The following is a 20,831-nucleotide window of genomic DNA, read 5'->3' on the forward strand; positions in this document are numbered from 1 at the left end:
GAATTTTGCCAAACTGCGTCAAATAGCTTATGAATATCTTGATATTATTTGCGCTATTTTCCTTGTTTGGCGGCAATTTATCTCATTTTTTTCACCATTTTTAAAATGAGGACAAGCCCTAGTACGTTGAAAAATTATAAGAGTGCGATTAATAAGGCAGTATTTTATGACAACCATACTTTTGGCCCGTCATGGTCAAGCGTCATTTGGACAAGAGAATTACGATCAACTCTCAGAGCTGGGTGGCAAGCAAGCGCAGATGCTAGGTCAGCATTACGCGACGACTCAGCGTCGAATTGATGCGATTTTTACTGGTAGTTTGGTTAGGCAGCAAGACTCTGCACATCATTTTTGGCAGCGTTATCAGTCATTTTTTGATAGCGATAGCAATATCTCTAGTAAGCCTGCGATCGATATAAGTGCACCGGATAGCTATGTACTGCCACAATTTGATGAATTTAATCATAAGGACGTGTTTATAAAGTCTAATCCTGCTTTCATGAGTAAAGGTGCTATTGCCGCTGAGATTGCGCAAGCAGAAGTGCCGTCTATGCGTTTAGCGGAGCTGTTTGATGCTGCAATGCAGCGCTGGCATGCGGGTGGGGATGACGGTGATTATATTGAGAACTGGCCACAATTTAATGAGCGGGCAAAACAAGCGCTTGAGCAAGTGCGTTTGCAAGTGGCTAATCTGAATTTAGAGCGTGATAGTACGGTGCTGGTGTTTACTTCGGGCGGCATTATTTCGGCTATTACCGCGCAGTTATTACAACAAGGCAGTCAGACTGCGTATCAAATTAATAAAAGCTTGGTTAATACGGGCGTGACGTCTATTACTTTAAAAGCGCAGAGTACACGGCTATTGTCTTTAAATGAATACAGTCACTTATTTTCTGATGGCAAACGCTTCGTGACGTGGCGATAACATAGCATGTGATGGCCGGTGAGACATCAAGGTCATAATTCAGCCACAATTAAGCCGTGATTAACATCAGGATAAAATGATCACTCTAAACACGCAGCAGATTTTTATGTTATTAAAATCTGCTATGATAATTGTTGAGTATTTTTATGACAGACAAGCCGCACTTATCAATTTGCGATATTATAGACTGTCAACTTCATATAATATGGATGTAAACAGGACGTTCTATGCAAAATAAATTGATCAATTTAGTCACTAAAAGCGCCAAACAAAGTAAAAATCAGCTATTTAGCGCGATTGTGCCCGCACGATACCTAAAAGGTTTAAATAAGCAGCAGATTGGTCGTGGTAAAACAGTATTAATCACGGGTGCCAGCTCAGGACTGGGCGAAGGCATGGCAAGATTGTTTGCTAAGCTTGGCTATAATTTGGCGATTTGCGCGCGTCGTACCGACCGTCTAGAAAGTCTACAATCAGAGTTAATGGCAGCGTATCCTGATATTCGTGTTGAATATCGAGCATTAGATGTCAGCGACTATGATGCCATATTCAATGTATTTGATGCGTTCGCAACTGACTTTGGTCATATCGATCGTGTGGTGGTCAATGCAGGAGTCGGGGATAGTCGCCGTATTGGTAAAGGGCGCTTCGATACCAACCGCCGCACCGTTGAGATTAACTTTGTCTCTGCGCTCGCGCAATGTGAAGCGGCGATGAATATATTCCGCGCACAAAACAGCGGTCATCTGGTGGTGATATCAAGCATGTCAGCAATGCGTGGACTGCCTAAGCATTTGACCGCTTATGGCGCAAGTAAGGCAGGTCTGGCTCATCTGGCAGAAGGCATTCGTGCTGATATGTTATTAACCAAATTGCCCATTAAAGTCTCGACCATCTATCCGGGTTATATCCGTACTGAAATTAATGAAAATGCCAAATCACTACCGTTTGAAGTGGATGCAGATACGGGTACCAAATCCATCGTTGCAGCGATTGAGGCTGGAGTAGATGAAGCTTGTGTACCAAGTCTACCGTGGTCTATTGTCGGTCAAGCAATGAAGCATTTACCATTGCAAGTGGTTAATAAAGTCAATTAGTAACTATTTGACTTCATTGCTTTGGTATCAACAGCAATAAAGTCAAAAAGAAGACAATAAAAAACCCTCAACCTTAATGCTGAGGGTTTTTTATTGTCTTCTTTTTAAACATCTAAAATCTATGCACTACAGGGTTTGAGGGTTATCGGACAGATGCTTTTCACGTAACTTTTGACGCAATATTTTACCCACATTACTCTTTGGCAACTCGCTGACAAATTCGATATGACGTGGGCATTTATAACCAGTCAAATTGTCCAAAGCAAACTCTTTAATATCACTCTTGGTAACATTATTATCAGCAGGGACGATATAAATTTTGACTGCTTCGCCTTGGTGGTCATCAGGAATACCGATCACTGCGCAATCAATGATGCCTTTATAATCTAGCATGACTGACTCGATTTCATTTGGGAAGACGTTAAAGCCTGAAACCAAAATCATATCTTTTTTGCGATCAAGTAAAGTGATATAGCCCTGTTCATCCATACTGATGATATCGCCAGTACGGAAGTAACCATCACTGGTAAAGTCATTGCTATTGTCTTTATTAAAATAGCCTGAAGTGATGTTTGGGCCTTTAATGCACATCTCGCCAGCTTGATGTAAGCCGACACGATTACCTTCATCATCAACGACAATGATATCTACGCTAGGGACTGGTATACCAATCGTACCGTTAAACTTGCGATCAGTGATGACGTTAGCCGTACCAGCTGCAACCCCTTCAGTCATCCCCCAACCTTCGACCATCGGGCAGCCAGTGACTTCTAACCAGCGAGCAGCTGTTTGTTCAGTTGCTGCCATACCACCTGCTTGTGAGATGCGCAGTGAGCTAAAGTCCAAATCTTTAAAGGTTGGTTGGTCAAGTAAGCCTTTAAACAAAGTATTCACTGCTGGCAATATATGGAACGGCTGTTTTGACAGCGTTTTAACAAAGCCTGGCATATCGCGTGGGTTAGGAATCAAGATAAAGGTGTAACCCGAGCGCATGCCTAACAGGGTCAGCATAAAGGCAAAAATATGATACAGCGGTAACGCCATGACCATATTGATATAGACCTCATTAATATCTGAGGTGATAGGGCGGTACCAAGCTTCTGACTGCATCGCAGCGGCGACAACGTTACGCTGAGTCAAAACAGCGCCTTTCGACAAACCAGTCGTTCCACCAGTATATTGCAAAATTGCTTTTTGTTGCAGTGTGGTTTTTGGTGCTTGGATAGGCAAATTTTTGCCTTTCTTCAGCACATCAGGAAACTTGGTCACATCGTATTTAGGGTCATTCAGGTTATATTTAGGCACTAAGCGTTTGACCTGACGGATAACCGTATTGACCAAAATACCCTTTAGCCCCATCATATCGCCCATTTTCGAGAGGACAATACGCTTGATGTCGGTTTCTTCAATGACTTGTTCGAGCGCTTGAGCAAAGTTATCAACCACAAAAATAACCTGAGCACCCGAGTCGTTCAACTGATGGCGCAGCTCACGACCGGTATACAGTGGGTTAACAGGGGTACACACGTAGCCCGCTCGCAAAATACCAATCATCGTTGGCAGATATTGCGGCACGTTTGGCATCATGAGTGCGACCACACTGCCTTTAGGAATGCCTTGCGCTTGTAACCATGCGGCAACGGCCAGTGAGGCTTTATCCACATCACCATAAGTATGAGTGACACCCATACAAATAGTCATAGGATGCATACGAAAACGATTGAAACATTCCTCATACAGCTCTATGAGGCTCTCATATTGATCAGGATTAATGGTCTTGGGTACGTTTTCTGGATATTGCGCCAACCAAGGCTTATCTACTGTCATACTTAGCGTCCTTAAATGTTGTGATACGTTAAGGTTCTATAAAAGAGTAGTCACATCCTTGTCAACAATATAAATCATCGCCTTGAGAGCAATGGATTGTCGCGTGCTATCCTATTGATTCACAGACTGCTAAAATACGGTGACCTTTATATAAATTATTTAACTACAAGCTCATTTCACTATAAAAAGCAGTGGTCTAAATACAGTAAACAGCTGGTTACTATTGTCCTTACTAAGAAAAGCACCACTTGCTCATAAACTGATCTGAATTGAACGACTATCGACTCACACTAATAAAAAATAGCGTGACTTATTTTGGCAACACATTAACATAACTACAATTGATATTGTTATTTTTATACAAGAACTTGATAGTTTATAATTAAGTTTGATAAAGCAAAAAATATATGTTGTAACAGCATAGAGGATAAGCGGTTAGCAACAAGGTGCGAACGGTATTTCTCTTGGAAATTTGTGAAATATTATAAGAATCATCTATTTTGTAAGAAAAGTTGTTACGTAAAAGCATTAACATTATAGTTACAAATGAATGACTTTCTGTATAAGAATGATAGATTCACATAAAAAAAGCGCTCTACATATGATGTAAAACGCTTTTTGATAATGATTTCTTTATTTACAATTGTGGGTTGTCCGACATATGCTTTTCACGCAGTTTTTGACGTAATACTTTACCCACATTACTCTTTGGCAACTCGCTGACAAATTCGATATGACGCGGGCATTTATAGCCAGTCATATTGTCCAATGCAAATTCTTTAATGACGTCCTTGGTGACATTGTTATCGGCAGGGACGATATAAATTTTGACCGCTTCACCTTGATGCTCATCGGGAATACCAATCACCGCACAATCAATAATACCATCACAATCTAGCATCACTGATTCAACCTCATTTGGGAAGACATTAAAGCCTGAAACCAAAATCATGTCTTTTTTACGGTCTAATAATCTAAAGTATCCTTTTTCATCCATGCTGACGATATCGCCAGTGCGAAAGTAGCCATCTGCCGTAAAGTCATCACTACTGTCTCTGTTAAGATAACCTGAGGTTACGTTAGGACCTTTGACACACATCTCACCAGCTTCGTTTACACCAACGCGATTGCCTTCATCATCGATGACAATGACATCGACACTAGAGACAGGCACACCAATCGTACCGTTGAACTTGCGATCAGTGATGACGTTAGCGGTACCTACAGCGACCCCTTCTGTCATACCCCAACCCTCAATCATAGCGCAACCAGTGACTTCTAACCAGCGTGCCGCTGTCTGCTCAGTTGCTGCCATACCACCTGCTTGTGAGATGCGTAGTGAGCTAAAGTCTAACTCTTTAAAGTTTGGATGATCAAGTAAGCCTTTAAACAAGGTATTCACCGCTGGCAATATATGGAACGGCTGTTTTGATAAGGTTTTAATGAATCCTGGTATATCACGTGGATTAGGTATCAAGATAAAGGTGTAGCCTGAGCGCATGCCGAGTAGACTGAGCATAAAGGCAAAAATATGATAGAGCGGTAACGCCATGACCATATTGATATAGACCTCATTAATCTCTGACGTAATCGGTTTGGTCCATGCTTCTGATTGCATCGCAGCCGCGACGATATTGCGCTGCGTTAAGATAGCCCCTTTAGATAGTCCTGTTGTGCCACCTGTATACTGTAAAAATGCTTTTTGATCTAATTGCATTTTTGGTTTATGGAAAGGAAGGCTTTTGCCTTTCTTCAGCACATCAGGAAACTTGGTCACTTCGTGCTTAGGGTCATTCAACTTGTACTTAGGCACTAAGCGTTTGACCTGACGAATGATGGTATTCACTAAGATACCTTTTAAGCCCATCATGTCGCCCATTTTTGATAGGACAATACGCTTAATATTGGTCTCATCAATGACTTGTTCGAGCGCTTGAGCAAAGTTATCAACCACAAAAATAACCTGAGCGCCAGAATCATTTAATTGATGGCGCAGCTCACGACCAGTGTAAAGTGGGTTAACTGGGGTACACACATAACCCGCCCGCAAAATACCAATCATCGTTGGCAGATATTGCGGCACGTTTGGCATCATAAGTGCGACTACACTGCCTTGAGGCAGCCCCTGCGCCTGCAACCATGCAGCAACGGCAAGTGAAGCTTTATCAACATCATCGTAGGTATGGGTCACGCCCATACAGATACTCATAGGGTGCAGACGAAAGCGCTCAAAGCATTCTTCGTACAGCTCCATGATGCTGCTATATCTATCGGGGTTGATAGTTTTTGGTACACCATTAGGATAATGGGCAAGCCAAGGTTTATTCGGCGTCATAGTCAGCGTCCTTGAAGTTTAAAATAGGGTGAATTCTGTCGTAAAGCAGTCATATCCGTGTCAATAAAACACATCAGCGCTGACGTAAACCGTTTGCCGCTGAGCGTGATAATATCCTTATCTATTGACTGGCTGCTAGGTTTTATTGCTATCGTACAAAACGACTTAATCATTATTAAAGGATAATGACGTCAATTGAACGAACAGATCGCTTAATTGTAAAAGCATTTTTGCTCTTAAATAAGCTCCACCTGTTATCTAACACTAAGGTATCAGAAAATAATGATACATTTAAGCAATACAGTAGCATGAATGTCATCAAATATTATACTAATATGAAATACTGAGCAGTGCATAAATAAAGCTGAAAAATATGATTTTTATGGAATTTCACGTGACTAGATAGATGCGCTGTTTGTCATTTAAGATACGCTATTCGCCACTTAATAAGTATAGAAATGAATGAGTTGAGCAAAAAAATTATCATAGCCAACATCAATATATCAACTATAGATTTGTCAGCACTCCAACTGAATGCAGTTATGCTCAATTATTAAGGTAATATCAGTTGCTTGTTTTGATTAAAAAAGCGTCGATAAATGAGTAAAGCGCTGATCGTACAGCCGAGCGTACTGCTCACACATATCAAAAACATAGTGACTATCTGATAGCGAATCGCTTGAGTGGGGTCAGCGCCAGCCAATATTTGACCCGTCATCATTCCGGGCAAGCTAACGATACCGACGACTAGCATAGAGTTCAGCGTTGGAGTCATGCCATTGACAATGGCGGCGCGTATTGGTTCATGTACCGCTTCAAATGGGCGAGCAGATAGGCTGAGCATCATCTCTATACGTCCTTGCTGCTCATGAAAGGATTCAATCAACTGGTTGCTGGTCAATGAGATAGCGGTGAGCGAATTGCCCAATATTAGCCCCAATATAGGAATAACGAATTGCGGTGTGTACCAAGGCTGTACCTTTAAAATAACCATGATGGCTATGGCAGTGACTAATATAGCCGAAGCGCTCACTGCTAGCAAAGTGTCAGTTAACAAACCTTTATAGCTGCGTTTGACGCGATTTTTGGCAGCAGCGCCTGCAATCAAGGTCATGATGGTCAAAATTAACAGGACTTCATACCACTGTTCACGAGCGAAAATCCATGCCAATATCAAGCCGATAAAACTGAGCTGGAGCACCGTGCGGATAGCCGCGATTAACAGCGTTTTGGTCAGCTGTAAGCGTAGCCGCCAAGAGATAATAAGAACGATGATAATTAAGCTGCTGGCAAGGGCAATATCACCGTAAGTTAAAAATACTTGTATGTCATCTGTACCGCTCATAGTGGCTCATTATATAAACTGACGAATATAAGATAGACGTTAATACGAATTTGTTAAAAAAAGTCATCTTAAAGAGTGACCTGACAGGCTTAGCTCAACGTTAGAATATCTCAGTTAATACCCCTGCTTGCATCTGCCAATGCTGATCGGCTAACGGCATGATGTCTTGTGTATCGTGAGTTACCCACAGTAATGTACGCTGCTCATCTGCCTCTAACCAGTTCATGAGTAGATTGACGAGCTGGGCTGATGTGTCACTATCTAGGGCCGCGGTAGGCTCATCTAGTAATAACACCCGAGGGTTCAATTGTAAGAGGCGTAACGTGTTGACCAGTTGCCGCTCACCGCCCGATAGATGATAGATTTCTTGCTGCAAAAAGTCAGCGCTGCGTTGCAATTGCTCAAGCTGTGCGATATGCCAGTCGATATCAAACCTGCGATGCTGATGCGCTTGTAGCTGATAAGGCATTTGCAAGTTCTCAAGCACACTGCCTTCTAATAATTGTGGGTGCTGGGCGAGTAGGGCAACGTGCGTGCGCCACTGTATCGGTGCAGTATCATGGATACTACAATAAGCACTACTGGTTGATTGGTCATCAGAGCGCAAACGCACATTGCCGCCGCTCATTGGCAGTAGTCCAGCCAATACCCGTAATAATACCGATTTACCACTGCCAGAAGCGCCTGTTAACACGGTTACTTGACCTGCTAACAGCTTGCCTGTGGCGCCATCGATTAATAATCGTTGATGTGCAGGTATGATTGGCTGAGAGACAGAGTTTGGTCTTAGTTTGCCGATCCATCTTTGACAAATGGTAGATAGCGCAGATGTTGTGGCTTCTGTGGCCTCCATATTTTTGTCATTAATATTTTTATCGCCAACCTTATTCTCATTATAGGCAGGTATGCTGGCTGTATGTTTACTATGTACCTGAATATTCTCGAATATCAGTATCGGTTTATTATTATGAAGATGCATAAGTCGTTATCGCCAATTATTCAGCCACTAATTATTCAACCATTCAGTATCTAACTACTAAGTATCCAACCACTAATTATCCAACCACTAATTATCCAACCACTAATTATCCAACCACTAAGCATTCAACTGCTCGTGGATCGCTTGCTCAATGGCATCGCGTAAATGCTTTGGAACACGAATAGGGCGCATGGGCATGGCACTAGCAACCGCAGTATCTACCTTACTATTGGATAGCGGTTTGGTTTTGACTTGGTTTTGCACACAAGCAATGACGATTTTGCCACTACTTAATAAACTGCTAGCATTATTGGCATTGCTATTAGCATGATCAGGAGAAAGGCTGTCTGGGCTGTGACGATGAATGCTCTGGTAAAAGATAATGCTGGCAGGTTTTAACTCGACTTTATCGATGCGCACACTGATGACTTCATCTAACAAAATAGCTCTTTTATATTGCAAGTCTGCTTGACTGACGACAAAATGCTGGATTTCTCCATCGTCAGTCTGCAAAAAATACCCGTTTAAATTCAGTTCCCCAAACCAATCACGGCGGCAGTTTTCAAAAAACACCAAATGATTGGCATGGTAGACTATACCGCCTGCATCAGTATGGTTAATATAGACATTATAATTTTTGGTAAACAATGGCGTATATTCGCCGTCTACACTTGCCACTGTGTTTTTGCTGTTATTTTTTATCATAAAGATGCTCGGTCATTGTTTTAATAAATATTGTTCGATGTTCATGATTCGATGGCCAAAATTTGATAGCAGCCATATTAACCACAACTACTCTAGCTTAAGATATCAGGGCGCGCAACAGTTAGGTCGGTCGACGTCTGTTATGATAGTGGATTATGCATTTTCATAGCCCATTTCTTTATATTAGCACCGTATTTTCATCAATTAGTATAGGATAATTTATGACCCGTTTTGTCAGTTTTAATATCAATGGTATTCGCGCTCGTCAACATCAGCTTGAGGCCGTGCGAGAAGTGATCGATCCTGATGTGATGGGTCTACAGGAAACCAAAGTACATGATGAACAGTTTCCCTTGGAAAACATAGAGAGTCTGGGCTATCACGTAGAGTACTTTGGTCAAAAAGCCCATTATGGCGTGGCATTACTATCCAAGGTTTCACCTATATTTGTGCAAAAGGGTTTTCCTGGTGAAGATGACGAGGCACAGAAGCGTTTTATTCATGCACGATATGAATTTGACGGTCGTGAAATTGATGTGCTCAATGGTTATTTTCCACAAGGAGAGAGCCAAGACCATCCGACTAAATTCCCGATGAAGCGGGCTTATTATGCAGATTTAATGGCGTATATCGATACCCTAAAAGCAGAAGGTCGCTCGCTCATAATCATGGGTGATATGAATATTGCCCCAGAAGATACTGATATTGGCATCGGCGACGTCAATGCTAAGCGCTGGTTGAAAAATAGAAAGACCTCATTTTTACCAGAAGAACGCGAGTGGTATGCGGCGCTGATGTCACGCGAGCTGACAGATACCTATCGCTTACATTATCCAAAAAGCACAGAGCTATATAGCTGGTTTGATTATCGCAGTCATGGGTTCAATGATGAGCCGAAACGTGGCTTGCGTATCGATCATATTTTGTGCAGCTCGGATCTTGTTGAGGCCTGTGTTGATGCTGGGATTAGTTATGAGCTACGGGCGATGGAAAAACCGTCTGATCATGCGCCAATTTGGTCGGCATTTGATTTAAAAAAACGGTAATATTTATATAGGTCGCGTTTGATACTTCACCAGCAGTAGCGTCATGGTTGAAGGCTCAACGCATCTTAGTATTTACCACATCATCTGTTATAAATAATGATAAAAATTTTACAATAAGGATTGAACCATGGCAGTCGGAAATGTTGCAGTACCTGATATTATTTATCCTATCGAAGGAATCAAGCTAAGCGCCACAGCCGCAGGCGTACGCTATAAAGACCGAGATGATTTAGTGGTGGTTGAGATCGCTGATACCGCGACCACTGCGGTTGTGACCACCAAAAACACCTTTTGTGCTGCGCCTGTACGGGTGTTGCGTGAGCATTTTGCCAAGATGAGTCCGCGTTATTTGGTCACTAACACAGGTAATGCTAATGCTGGGACGGGTGCTGATGGCAAACGTCGAGCCGTTGATATCTGTGCCGCTCTGGCGAGTAAGGCTGGCGTGGATAGTAATGCAATATTGCCATTCTCGACTGGTGTCATTGGCGAGCCATTAAATAGCGATGCGGTCATCGCGGGCTTAGATAATGCACTTGCCAATTTGGGGGCTGATAATTGGCTTGCCGCGGCGAATGGTATTCGCACTACAGATACGATTCCGAAGCTCGCTAGCCAAAAAATCGATGTGGCGGGTGTCAGCTATCATGTGACAGGTATGTCGAAAGGCTCAGGCATGATACGCCCTAATATGGCAACCATGCTGGGTTATGTGGCAACTGACGCCAATATCGCCGCTGACTTATTACAAGAAATGCTAAGTGCCATCAATGAGCAGTCTTTTAACCGCATCACTGTCGATGGCGACACTTCAACCAATGATTGCTGTGTGTTGATCGCCACGGGTGCTGCCAGCTCAGATATCATTGATAGTCCAGAACATCCGCATTATCAGGCTATATTTTCGGCTTTGACCGAGGTGTTTGTCCGTCTGGCGCAATTAATCGTACGTGATGGCGAGGGTGCTACCAAGTTTATGACCGTCAACGTCACTGGTGGCAAGACAATGCAAGAGTGCTGCGATGTGGCATATGCGGTCGCGCATTCACCGTTGGTCAAAACCGCGTTCTTTGCTAGCGATGCCAACTGGGGTCGTATCTTAGCGGCAGTGGGTTATGCTGGTATCGAAGACTTGGATACGGAACAAGTGGATGTCTATTTAGATGAAGTCATGATTTGCCAGAATGGTGGCGTCGCTCCTAGTTATACGGAAGCGGCAGGTAAGACCGTCATGAGTCGCCCTGAGATTACCATTCATATCGATCTTGCTCGCGGCGATGCCAGTGACACCGTTTATACTTGTGATTTGTCCTATGACTACGTCAAAATTAATGCGGATTATCGCAGTTAAAAACTATTGATAATTATTAAAAACTAAAACCAACCATTTTTTTGGTCTATTTATCATCAAGCCAGGGCATGTATTGCTCTGGCTTTTTATTGTGCACATTAAGTATGTGTCAATAAGTATGTATCAATTTACCCTGTTATTTCATACGTTCCATTAACATCAGTTGCAAAAGCTGACGTTACTTTACAAAGCAGTTATAGAGCAGAAGACGAGTTGCGCTCTATACTGGCCTCAGTAAACAAACAATAGACGACATTATTGAGACGTAATAGGTTTATTCGGTAAAGCTAAATCAGGTAAATACTCTTGCTTGGCTCAATATTGACAGTAGTATTACACCCATCGCAAAAATTGACTGATATTTTCAAATATATATTTACCAGCATGATGTGTCCAAAACAATAATCTCAAACCATCAATAATGTATTTATAACAATTAACTGAGGATTTAATAATGAAAAAATTAGTACTTGCAGCAGTAATGACCGCCTTTGCCCTGTCAGGTTGTTCTACCATGGGTATGGATAACGAACGTACGATGGTTGTCGATGGGCAACCTATGAATGTTAAAGTGGTTAACATTCCAAGTTTTGAAATAGAAGTAGCACCACTGAAAGCCGTCTGTGAGCTGTCAACAACTGAGGGTACTAAGGTTGAAGCAGAATGCCTACAGTATCGCCAGACTTATCAGAAAAACTACACACCTTTAAACGGCAATATTCAGGGCTTCACTTATGAGCCAAACTATCGTTATATTCTAGATGTTCGCCAAGAAGTAATGATGGATGAAAATACTAACATGGCCAAGCCAGTTTGGATTCTAAACGAAGTGGTTTCAAAAACAGCTGAGTAATGAATCATTGAGCATGTCTAGTTAGTAACCACATCTAACTAAAATAAAAAAGACCTCTAATTCTTCATTAGGGGTCTTTTTTATTTCAGCAAATACTTGGGAATGTGATGTCAGGATAAGCTATATTAAACAATCGTTATGTTAGCACTGACTATATTTTACACTGACGCCATGAGTGGCAGTAGGGATACGATTGTCTGCATAAACGGCAAGACCGCCTCGTGAGGTTTCTTTGTATTTATCTAGCATATCCGCACCAGTGACTTTCATGGTTTCAATCACTTTATCTAAAGAGACAAAGTGCTGTCCATTACCACGGCAAGCAAGTCGCGCCGCATTGACAGCTTTGACAGCACCCATGGCATTGCGCTCGATACAAGGCACTTGCACTAGACCGCCTACAGGGTCGCATGTTAGACCTAAGTTATGTTCGATACCAATTTCGGCCGCATTCAGGCATTTAGCTGGATCACCGCCTAAGATTTCTGCCAATGCAGAAGCTGCCATGGCACAAGCAGAACCAACTTCACCTTGGCAACCAACTTCAGCGCCAGAGATGGAGGCATTCTGTTTGATTAAACTGCCAATAGCAGTCGCATTTAACAAAAACTTGCGTGCACCATCTTGGCTATAGCTTGATAAAAAGTCGCGATAGTAATGCATCACCGCAGGAATAATACCTGCTGCACCGTTGGTGGGGGCAGTGACGACATTTCCACCATTGGCATTTTCTTCATTGACCGCCAAGGCATATAAATCAATCCAGTCCATGGCAGCGAGTTTGTCATTTTTGGTAATGGGTTGGTTTTTCTCGGCGCACAATTGTAGATGTAACGCTTGGGCACGGCGTTTTACATCCAAGCCACCAGGTAATATGCCACTGTTTTGACAGCCTCGCGTCACGCAGTCCTGCATTGACTCCCAAATAGAGTCTAAATAAACAAAAACTTCTGATTGATTGCGGTAATGACATTCATTTGCCAATACCAATTCACTCACGCTTAAGTGGTGTTGACGACATTGCTCCAGCAATTCTGCGGCGCTGTTAAAGGGGTAAGGAATGGCGTCAATGGTCGGCGTGGCGTTATCTTCATCCGGATTGGTGGCATCCTCTTCATTGATAACAAAGCCGCCACCTACCGAATAATAGGTTTGTTGATAATGACTGCCGTCGGTCAATAATGCACGGATAGTCAAGGCATTAGGATGGTAGGGCAAAACGGTTTCGTCATACCAGTGAATATCGCGCTCTGTCTCAAAGGCAATAACATGCGTGCCTGCTATATTGAGCTGTTTGTCCGAAAAAATCGGTGACAAATATTGACTGGTCAAACGGGTATCGATCGTACTAGGAGCATGCCCAAGCAGCCCTAACAATATAGCAGTATCGGTTGCATGCCCTTTGCCAGTGGCTGCCAAAGAGCCATAAAGCTCAATTTCAACGCCTGTAATAGCCGTCAGCTCTGTTTGCTTGGTTAATGAGCCCAAAAAAAGATTGGCGGCGACCATGGGTCCTACCGTATGTGAGCTTGATGGGCCAATACCAATTTTAAATAAATCAAAAACACTAATCATAATAACTTACCAAGTTTTTTAAGTGCACTAACATGTTGTATAGCTGCTTTAGGCACTTTCATTGAGAATATAACAGGCAGCTCTCGCTTATAGCACCGACAAAGGTGTAGAGGAAGCACCGCCCATGGAAGTATTAACGCAAAAGAGGAAAAATGGTGATTGAATAATAACTTTTATTTGTTTTGAAACTCCGCTATCATGCTCGGAGCTAATGGCTATGTAACATCCTGTAAGTTGATTGTCGCTGCAGAGTACACTGAGTCATAAGCGACCATAACCATTTTTTAGTTAAACATATCCGACCACATACATCTACCAAAACATGGTCACCATACCAAATAATACTTTTGGTTTGCCATATTGCAACATAAATGAATGAATCAGGGCGACATATTATAAATGAAAAGATGCGGATTTTACTCGTTATCGTAATTTCTAGCCACATATTCTTGCCGATTGATGCTCTGATTTAACGCAATTTTTATTTTTCATTTACTGTTGTCTATTATTTTAGCCCAGTTTACATAGGACAAGCGTGTATGCCCTCTCAAAAAGACCCTTCCTCGCCTTTAGAAAACAGCGCTCAAGCACCATCTGCTGAACATGGATTAGAGGCTGCGGCGATCAGTCCTCCGTACAATACAGACTTTGAAAATGGACGCTGGTTTCCGACATGGCGTCCTTATCAAGGCGATTTAGATCGTGATCCAGTCGGTATCAATGAATATTTGCCACCGTCAAAAAGCGTGCTATTAGGTGTACAGCATACTTTTGCGATGTTTGGTGCGACTGTGCTTGCACCGCTGTTAATGGGCTTTGATCCCAACTTAGCCATTTTGATGTCAGGTATCTGTACGGTGATGTTCTTTCTGATCACTGGTGGGCGTATGCCGAGCTATTTGGGCTCAAGTTTTGCTTTCATTGGTCCCGTTATCGCTGTGACAGCTTATGCAGGCGCAGGGTTCAATGGTAATTTGAATGTCGCTTTGGGCGGCATCATGGCTTGCGGTATCATTTATGCGTTAATTGGGCTGCTGGTGATGAAAACGGGTACTGGCTGGATTGAGCGTTTGATGCCGCCTATCGTTACTGGTGCTATCGTGATGATTATTGGTCTTAATTTAGCGCCAGTGACCATTCAAGGGGTGTCTGCCAATCAGTTTGATGCTTGGATGGCTACCTTGACCGTATTACTCATCAGTGGTGTGGCTGTCTTTACACGTGGTATGCTGCGTCGTCTGTTATTACTGGTTGGTTTAATATTATCCTATTTTGCCTATTTTATCATGACCAACGTCATGGGTTTTGGCGCGGCGATTGACTTTAGTGGTGTGGCAGCTGCTTCGTGGTTTGGTTTACCTAGTATCCATACGCCTCGCTTTGAGATGAGTGCTATTATTCTGATTGCGCCTGTGGCCTTTATTTTGGTGGCTGAAAACTTAGGGCATTTTAAGGCTGTCGAAGGTATGACCAAAGCTCGTGTAACGCCTTATATGGGTCGAGCATTTTTTGCTGATGGTTTGGCAACCACTTTTTCAGCAGGATTTGGCGGTACTGGTGTGACGACTTATGCTGAAAACATCGGTGTGATGGCGGTGACTAAGGTGTATAGCACAACAATATTTGTCGTGGCAGGCGTGGTAGCTATTTTGTTAGGGCTATCACCGAAATTTGGTGCCATCATTCAGACGATACCAGCCGCTTTATTGGGCGGTGCGTCCATTGTGGTGTTCGGTTTGATTGCTATTGCAGGCGTCAAAATTTGGATAGACAGTCGTATCGACTTTAGCAAAAACAGCAATCTAATTATCGCGGCCGTGACCGTTATTATGGGTACCGGTAACTTTAGTTTGCATTTAGGCGGCTTTGATTTGGGCGGTATCGGTACGGCAACTTTGGCAGCGATTGTCTTAAATGCGTTATTTAACCAAGGATCTGAAGCGAAGGCTGCTCATCAATCATTGGCTAAGTAATCAGCTTTTATGATGCTGAGGTTTTATACCTATCAGATAACGACGATAACAGCGTATATCACTCCATAAAAAGCGCCCATGCTATCGGTAGCATGGGCGCTTTTTATGGAGTGGCAGCAAGTGCACGATAAAAATGCAGAATAAAAGCTACTTGTAGTCTCGCTTGTAAAATTTTGAGAAAAACCGATAACGTCGTAGGGCGCGCGGCTTAGGTTTCAGTGAGCCCAAATAGATTGCAAACATGGTCAACAGAGCACCGCTCCACTGTAAGCTATTAATTGGTTTGTCCAGCCAGCTATAATCAATGACCAATGCGGCAATAGGTTCTGATAATAATAATAATCCAGTTAACGCCAAAGACAGCTTAGGAATGGAATAGGCAATTAGCCCCCACGCCAAGCATTGCATCACCGTACCGTAGATGAGCACCCAGCCAATCTCAGACCAAGTGTTTGGTAAAATATGACCCATATCAAACACAAACATAGGAACAATCATCGCCAATACACCACCGATACTAATCAGCTGCATCAGCATAAATATAGGTGTGGGTTCAGTATCATGCGTCTTACGGATAAAAGTCATCGATGCTGCTAGCATTGCCCCTGAGACGATACCAGTGATGAACCCCCAGGTGGCGGCGCTGTTATGCGCAAACTCAGGACTGCCTATCATGGCCACACCAAACATGGCTAAAAACAAACTGATGAGCTGCAATATAGATTGGCGCTCGTTAAAATATAAGAACCCAATGGCGGCTAAAAAGAAAATCTGTAGGCTATTCAATAAAGTCGAGATACCAGGGCCGACCGCATAAATACTCTCGTGCCAGAGCGCCAGATCTAAGCCTAAAAAGACACCTGATAATAAACCATAAAAAATAGCGCGCCTTGAGCGGGGTAGACGCTGTCCCATGATTTTGGCCAATACAGCGAATACGACACCTGAAATAGCCAAGCGCCAAAATGCCATTGCCCAACCACCAATATCAACGTGAGCGACAATCAAACTACCCAGACCAAAGATAATACAACCAATGACCAACCCAGTAGAGGCAGAGCGTGAAGAAGCAATCGCCATACAATGTCCTTATATCCGTATTATTATTTTATCTTACTGTATCAACGATGACGCCAATGAATACTGACGCTAATACAAGCCGTATTGTCTAGGTTTTGACGCTAAAATGAAATGGTCAAACCATCATTTATGCTTATTGTTTGATTTATTATCAAGATATTAGGTTTTATCTCTTATATGCTAGGTATAAAATCAACGATGACCTTAAGCTTCTCTCATATAAGAAAATCTCTATAACAATGCGAATATATGGTGGAGACATTCTTACAGGAACGATGTTGGCGTGGATATCACTATTTGCTAATCTAGTGGTTTATAATCTCTGTAGTGGCACAATAAAACAGGATAGTTTCTTATTAGTCTTTACCTCAAGTACTTAAATACCATTAGCCTAGGTTCATCTATGTTGCGACGTTCATTATCCCTACAACAACGACCATTGATATCTGGTTTTGCTATCGCCATCTTTGCTATTACGCTATTTATGGTGCCAAGCGTACAAGCGGCCAGTTGCAAAATTCCAAAAAGTTATTATAAAAACGTGGCTTGTACGGCAAATAGCGGCTATTTTTTGGCGACAAAAGATTTCGGCGCGCCTGTTGCTCTGATTAATAGTAAGGGCAAAAGCGTCGTTGATTTATCACGCTATCAAAAAGTTGATGCCAGTAAGATATCGGCAGGTTTACTTCCTGTACTGCGCAACGGTCATGTCGGTTATCTTAATATGCAAGGTCGTGAAGTAGTACCTGCGATGTATGATGTGCTTAAAGAAGGACAGGGTTGGGCGCGTCCCGTCTCTAACGGGCGTATCGTGGTAAAGCAGGATGGTAAATATGGGGTCATTACTACTAGTAATAAAACCATCGTGCCATTTTCGTCCGCGATTAGTGACATTGATGATTACCAAAATGGTGTCACCCGTGTACGTAAAAATCAAGCAATCAGTTGGATTGATGAAAACGGTAAAACGACCAGTGACCCAAATGGTAGTAACAACGAGCAATCCACGACGCCACGAGCACCTGCCAGCGCTAATGGCAATGCATCCTCATCCAACCAGACACTTCCCAATCGTTTTACGATGCTACAACCGCGTCAGCAAGATGGCAAATGGGGATTTATCGATGACAATAATGTGACCATGATTACCTATTCTTTTGATGAAGTACGTCCCTTTGCCGAAGGCTTGGCTGGCGTGCGCATCGATGAGAACTGGGGCTTTGTTAATCTTGGTGGCGAGTTGGTGATTCCTTTTCGCTTTGCCAATAGCGGTGTGTCAGCTGGTGATCTTTATCAAGGCAAACCCGCCTTTACCTTTACTGGTGGTAAAGCGTGGATTGGCAATCTAAAAAACGGCAATAAAATGTGTATCGATAAAGAGGGTACAGGAGTAGGCTGTGATTAAGCGGCGCGTCCAAATCTAAAGACTTACATGATCTAATGACCTAGGTAAAATATCCAGCATAAAAAAGAGCGTAAACCCTATGAATCAATAGTAGGATTTACGCTCTTTTTTATTACAGATTTTATTATGAGTAAATAGCTATTTTTCTAATAAATGATTACTGATTAAATCCACCATATAAGGTTGATAGTATTCAGGAATATCATGCGCCATGCCTTCGATTAAATGAAACTTGGCATTCGGAATGGTCTTGGCAACCACACGACCTTGTGAGGCGGGCAGTAGTCCATCTGCGCTACCATGCAGTACGATAGTCGGTGCTTTGACTTGCTTGCTAAACCGGCTAATAGAGCCTGACGCCAAGATAGCATTGAGCTGTTGTACCGTGCCGAGCGGATGAAAGTTGCGCTGATAACGCAATTTGGCAATTTCACGCACCATACGTACGTTGACATGCCCAGGCGTACCGACTGTCTTCATAAACCACACGCTATGGCGCACGATATCGCGCTCAGAATGACTTTCAGGGCGGTTGATCAGGGTATATAGCTGCTTAGGTTTCGGTGGTTTTAAAAATGCACGGTTGGTCGTGGTAAACATCAACGCCATACGCTGCACTAAACTTGGATAACGTGCCGCTACGATTTGCGCAATCATGCCGCCCATAGAAGCCCCAATCAGATGGGTTTTTCCCAACTGCAACGCCTTAATCAAACGAGCGGTATCTTCTGCCATATCCGTTAAATTATAAGCAACTTGCGTACCTTTATTGGACAACCCGGTTTGCAGGCGCATCATCATTTTTAGCTGACTGATACGCGGTAGTCCATCAATCTGCACTTTAGAAGACAGACCAATATCACGATTATCAAAACGAATGACAAAAAACCCGGCATCAATAAGGCGCTTGATAAAATTATCTGGCCAAAATATCATCTGTGAGCCAAGTCCCATAATCATGAGCAGTGGTGGATTATTAGGATTACCACCTGCCTCAACACACAGCTCAATGCCATCGCCGATATCAATCATTGATTGATACAGATGCTTGCTAAGGTCAGAGTCTCGCCATTGGTGCGCGCCAAACTTTTGCCACTCAGGAGTAGGGTAGCCACCTAAGTTTTCTGGTAGGGTTGCCGATGGTTTGATGTCATTCGATGTTGTCATGAAGTGTCCTAATTAGAGGGTCGTCTATTACAGCTCAAGCATCTCAAAATCAAGCTTGCCCACACCGCACTCTGGGCAGGTCCAATCATCAGGGATGTCATCCCATTTGGTGCCTGGGGCAATCCCTTCTTCGGGACAGCCGAGTGCTTCATCATATATCCAGCCGCAGACGATACATTCATAACGTTTCATAAATAGTCCTATCGAGCATTATCAGTGTTTATAATCCGTGTTACAGGGTGTTTTTGACGTTCATATTTACAATCATAGCCGTTAGATGAGACTGTAAAAGCGCACATAGTTTAGCATATAACCGTGATTTTCGTCGTTAAGTTTACACTTGTATATTGAGATTGATTGGTTTTTATCAAGGGGTTTAGGTCTTCTGTCTGTCAGTAAGTACCTGTACGCTTATGTGCTCAACTGCGATATTTCTATCAATTATGTTATAATAAGCGCCGCTAAATTCACAGTATTCGCCATCATTTATCGTTGATATATTATTATCTAAATTACATTATCTAAGTCATATACGCTAAGGGTTACCATGAGCATTAATGCTGCCGCTACATCTAAAAATGTCGAAAATGAGTCGTCTAATAAGCTCAATACGGATCATCCCTTTTGGCAAGTGATTCGCACAGTACCAGACTTCCCGAAAGTCGGCATTGATTTTTATGATATTATGCCGTTACTGCGCAGTCATATTAATCAGGTGATAGATGCATTGCTCGCCGCACTGCCTGAAGGCGTGATGGACGAGGTAGATTGTTTGGGTGCAGTTGAAGCGCGTGGTTTTGTCTTTGCAAGTTTGCTTGCAGGTCGATTGGGCAAAGGAATGATTTTGCTACGTAAACCCGGTAAGCTGCCACCGCCCGTTGCCAATAAAGCGTATGCTCTAGAATATGGTAAAGACACGCTTGAGATGCAAAACAATCTACCGCCTGAGCGCGTGCTATTGGTCGATGATATTTTAGCCACAGGCGGTACTTTAACCACCGCTTATGAGTTGTGTAAATCGGCAGACCATACCGTGGTGGGGGCGTTAGTATTGCTAGATTTGGTTGATTTGCATGGCGAATTTCCAGTGCCTGTCTATACGGTCTTAAAGGCTTAAAACTGGCAACGCTTAGTGAATAGCGTGAAATGAAGCAATCAAAAAAGCGCG

Annotated in this window: 17 protein-coding genes; 8 read left to right on the forward strand and 9 right to left on the reverse strand. The window is 42.8% G+C overall.

The features are described 5' to 3' along the window. Positions 1–166: 166 nt before the first annotated feature. Complete coding sequence (locus tag INT03_RS10990) at positions 167–925, forward strand: histidine phosphatase family protein (protein WP_193008981.1); 759 nt, start codon at positions 167–169, stop codon at positions 923–925. Between the two features lie 227 nt (positions 926–1,152). After that, entirely contained in the window at positions 1,153–2,022 is an 870-nt protein-coding gene (locus INT03_RS10995) for an SDR family oxidoreductase (RefSeq protein ID WP_226950275.1), read from the forward strand. A 126-nt stretch (positions 2,023–2,148) separates the two neighbouring features. Here INT03_RS10995 and INT03_RS11000 read toward each other — a convergent pair whose 3' ends face one another. The 5 genes from INT03_RS11000 to INT03_RS11020 all read right to left on the reverse strand — a co-directional run bounded on the left by INT03_RS11000 (position 2,149) and on the right by INT03_RS11020 (position 9,213). Next, the gene (locus INT03_RS11000) at positions 2,149–3,849 is read right to left on the reverse strand and encodes an AMP-binding protein (protein ID WP_193008982.1); all 1,701 of its coding nucleotides are present in this window, start codon (positions 3,847–3,849) and stop codon (positions 2,149–2,151) included. A 637-nt stretch (positions 3,850–4,486) separates the two neighbouring features. Then, a complete protein-coding gene (locus INT03_RS11005) occupies positions 4,487–6,184 on the reverse strand; it encodes an AMP-binding protein (RefSeq protein ID WP_055124120.1) in 1,698 nt (565 codons plus the stop codon). Positions 6,185–6,737: 553 nt separating this feature from the next. Further along, positions 6,738–7,529, reverse strand: a complete 792-nt coding sequence (locus INT03_RS11010; protein ID WP_193008983.1) for an ABC transporter permease — start codon at positions 7,527–7,529, stop codon at positions 6,738–6,740. Positions 7,530–7,629: 100 nt separating this feature from the next. After that, positions 7,630–8,508: an ATP-binding cassette domain-containing protein gene (locus tag INT03_RS11015; protein WP_193008984.1), complete on the reverse strand. Its 879-nt coding sequence runs from the start codon at positions 8,506–8,508 to the stop codon at positions 7,630–7,632. 117 nt (positions 8,509–8,625) lie between these two features. Continuing rightward, positions 8,626–9,213, reverse strand: a complete 588-nt coding sequence (locus INT03_RS11020) for an acyl-CoA thioesterase (RefSeq protein WP_193008985.1) — start codon at positions 9,211–9,213, stop codon at positions 8,626–8,628. A gap of 221 nt (positions 9,214–9,434) precedes the next feature. Here INT03_RS11020 and xthA point away from each other — a divergent pair, with 221 nt between their 5' ends. The 3 genes from xthA (at position 9,435) to INT03_RS11035 (ending at position 12,463) form a co-directional block, all read left to right on the forward strand. Continuing rightward, entirely contained in the window at positions 9,435–10,259 is an 825-nt protein-coding gene (xthA, locus tag INT03_RS11025; protein WP_193008986.1) for an exodeoxyribonuclease III, read from the forward strand. Between the two features lie 127 nt (positions 10,260–10,386). Then, entirely contained in the window at positions 10,387–11,610 is a 1,224-nt protein-coding gene (gene argJ, locus INT03_RS11030; protein WP_193008987.1) for a bifunctional glutamate N-acetyltransferase/amino-acid acetyltransferase ArgJ, read from the forward strand. A 454-nt stretch (positions 11,611–12,064) separates the two neighbouring features. Continuing rightward, positions 12,065–12,463, forward strand: a complete 399-nt coding sequence (locus tag INT03_RS11035) for a DUF4377 domain-containing protein (RefSeq protein ID WP_193008988.1) — start codon at positions 12,065–12,067, stop codon at positions 12,461–12,463. A 141-nt stretch (positions 12,464–12,604) separates the two neighbouring features. Here INT03_RS11035 and INT03_RS11040 read toward each other — a convergent pair whose 3' ends face one another. Continuing rightward, a complete protein-coding gene (locus tag INT03_RS11040) occupies positions 12,605–14,038 on the reverse strand; it encodes an L-serine ammonia-lyase (protein WP_226950274.1) in 1,434 nt (477 codons plus the stop codon). A 539-nt stretch (positions 14,039–14,577) separates the two neighbouring features. Between INT03_RS11040 and INT03_RS11045 the strand changes: the two genes are divergently transcribed. Continuing rightward, complete coding sequence (locus INT03_RS11045) at positions 14,578–16,011, forward strand: solute carrier family 23 protein (protein WP_193008989.1); 1,434 nt, start codon at positions 14,578–14,580, stop codon at positions 16,009–16,011. Positions 16,012–16,158: 147 nt separating this feature from the next. Here the strand turns inward: INT03_RS11045 and INT03_RS11050 are convergent, their stop codons facing one another. After that, on the reverse strand, positions 16,159–17,091 hold the full coding sequence (locus INT03_RS11050; RefSeq protein WP_045447840.1) for a DMT family transporter: 933 nt from the start codon (positions 17,089–17,091) through the stop codon (positions 16,159–16,161). A gap of 403 nt (positions 17,092–17,494) precedes the next feature. Between INT03_RS11050 and INT03_RS11055 the strand changes: the two genes are divergently transcribed. Further along, positions 17,495–18,496, forward strand: coding sequence for a WG repeat-containing protein (locus tag INT03_RS11055; RefSeq protein ID WP_193008990.1), 1,002 nt, complete (start codon positions 17,495–17,497; stop codon positions 18,494–18,496). 138 nt (positions 18,497–18,634) lie between these two features. On the opposite strand, the gene INT03_RS11060 is transcribed toward INT03_RS11055, so the two are convergent. Together INT03_RS11060 and INT03_RS11065 are read right to left on the reverse strand one after the other, a co-directional pair. Next, entirely contained in the window at positions 18,635–19,663 is a 1,029-nt protein-coding gene (locus INT03_RS11060) for an alpha/beta fold hydrolase (protein ID WP_193008991.1), read from the reverse strand. 27 nt (positions 19,664–19,690) lie between these two features. Then, positions 19,691–19,855, reverse strand: a complete 165-nt coding sequence (locus INT03_RS11065) for a rubredoxin (protein ID WP_011280463.1) — start codon at positions 19,853–19,855, stop codon at positions 19,691–19,693. A 355-nt stretch (positions 19,856–20,210) separates the two neighbouring features. Between INT03_RS11065 and INT03_RS11070 the strand changes: the two genes are divergently transcribed. After that, positions 20,211–20,780 (forward strand): adenine phosphoribosyltransferase, encoded by a 570-nt coding sequence (locus INT03_RS11070; protein WP_193008992.1) that lies wholly within the window; start codon positions 20,211–20,213, stop codon positions 20,778–20,780. Positions 20,781–20,831 lie beyond the last annotated feature (51 nt).

It is taken from the genome of Psychrobacter sp. PG1 (assembly GCF_014897815.1).
In the GTDB taxonomy this organism is placed as follows: Bacteria; Pseudomonadota; Gammaproteobacteria; order Pseudomonadales; family Moraxellaceae; genus Psychrobacter.

Bases quoted from the DNA above. Each gene is read 5' to 3' on its own strand.
- INT03_RS10990 (WP_193008981.1), top strand. From the start codon at position 167: ATGACAACCATACTTTTGGCCCGTCATGGTCAAGCGTCATTTGGACAA.
- INT03_RS10995 (WP_226950275.1), top strand. From the start codon at position 1,153: ATGCAAAATAAATTGATCAATTTAGTCACTAAAAGCGCCAAACAAAGT.
- INT03_RS11000 (WP_193008982.1), bottom strand. From the start codon at position 3,849: ATGACAGTAGATAAGCCTTGGTTGGCGCAATATCCAGAAAACGTACCC.
- INT03_RS11005 (WP_055124120.1), bottom strand. From the start codon at position 6,184: ATGACGCCGAATAAACCTTGGCTTGCCCATTATCCTAATGGTGTACCA.
- INT03_RS11010 (WP_193008983.1), bottom strand. From the start codon at position 7,529: ATGAGCGGTACAGATGACATACAAGTATTTTTAACTTACGGTGATATT.
- INT03_RS11015 (WP_193008984.1), bottom strand. From the start codon at position 8,508: ATGCATCTTCATAATAATAAACCGATACTGATATTCGAGAATATTCAG.
- INT03_RS11020 (WP_193008985.1), bottom strand. From the start codon at position 9,213: ATGATAAAAAATAACAGCAAAAACACAGTGGCAAGTGTAGACGGCGAA.
- xthA (WP_193008986.1), top strand. From the start codon at position 9,435: ATGACCCGTTTTGTCAGTTTTAATATCAATGGTATTCGCGCTCGTCAA.
- argJ (WP_193008987.1), top strand. From the start codon at position 10,387: ATGGCAGTCGGAAATGTTGCAGTACCTGATATTATTTATCCTATCGAA.
- INT03_RS11035 (WP_193008988.1), top strand. From the start codon at position 12,065: ATGAAAAAATTAGTACTTGCAGCAGTAATGACCGCCTTTGCCCTGTCA.
- INT03_RS11040 (WP_226950274.1), bottom strand. From the start codon at position 14,038: ATGATTAGTGTTTTTGATTTATTTAAAATTGGTATTGGCCCATCAAGC.
- INT03_RS11045 (WP_193008989.1), top strand. From the start codon at position 14,578: ATGCCCTCTCAAAAAGACCCTTCCTCGCCTTTAGAAAACAGCGCTCAA.
- INT03_RS11050 (WP_045447840.1), bottom strand. From the start codon at position 17,091: ATGGCGATTGCTTCTTCACGCTCTGCCTCTACTGGGTTGGTCATTGGT.
- INT03_RS11055 (WP_193008990.1), top strand. From the start codon at position 17,495: ATGTTGCGACGTTCATTATCCCTACAACAACGACCATTGATATCTGGT.
- INT03_RS11060 (WP_193008991.1), bottom strand. From the start codon at position 19,663: ATGACAACATCGAATGACATCAAACCATCGGCAACCCTACCAGAAAAC.
- INT03_RS11065 (WP_011280463.1), bottom strand. From the start codon at position 19,855: ATGAAACGTTATGAATGTATCGTCTGCGGCTGGATATATGATGAAGCA.
- INT03_RS11070 (WP_193008992.1), top strand. From the start codon at position 20,211: ATGAGCATTAATGCTGCCGCTACATCTAAAAATGTCGAAAATGAGTCG.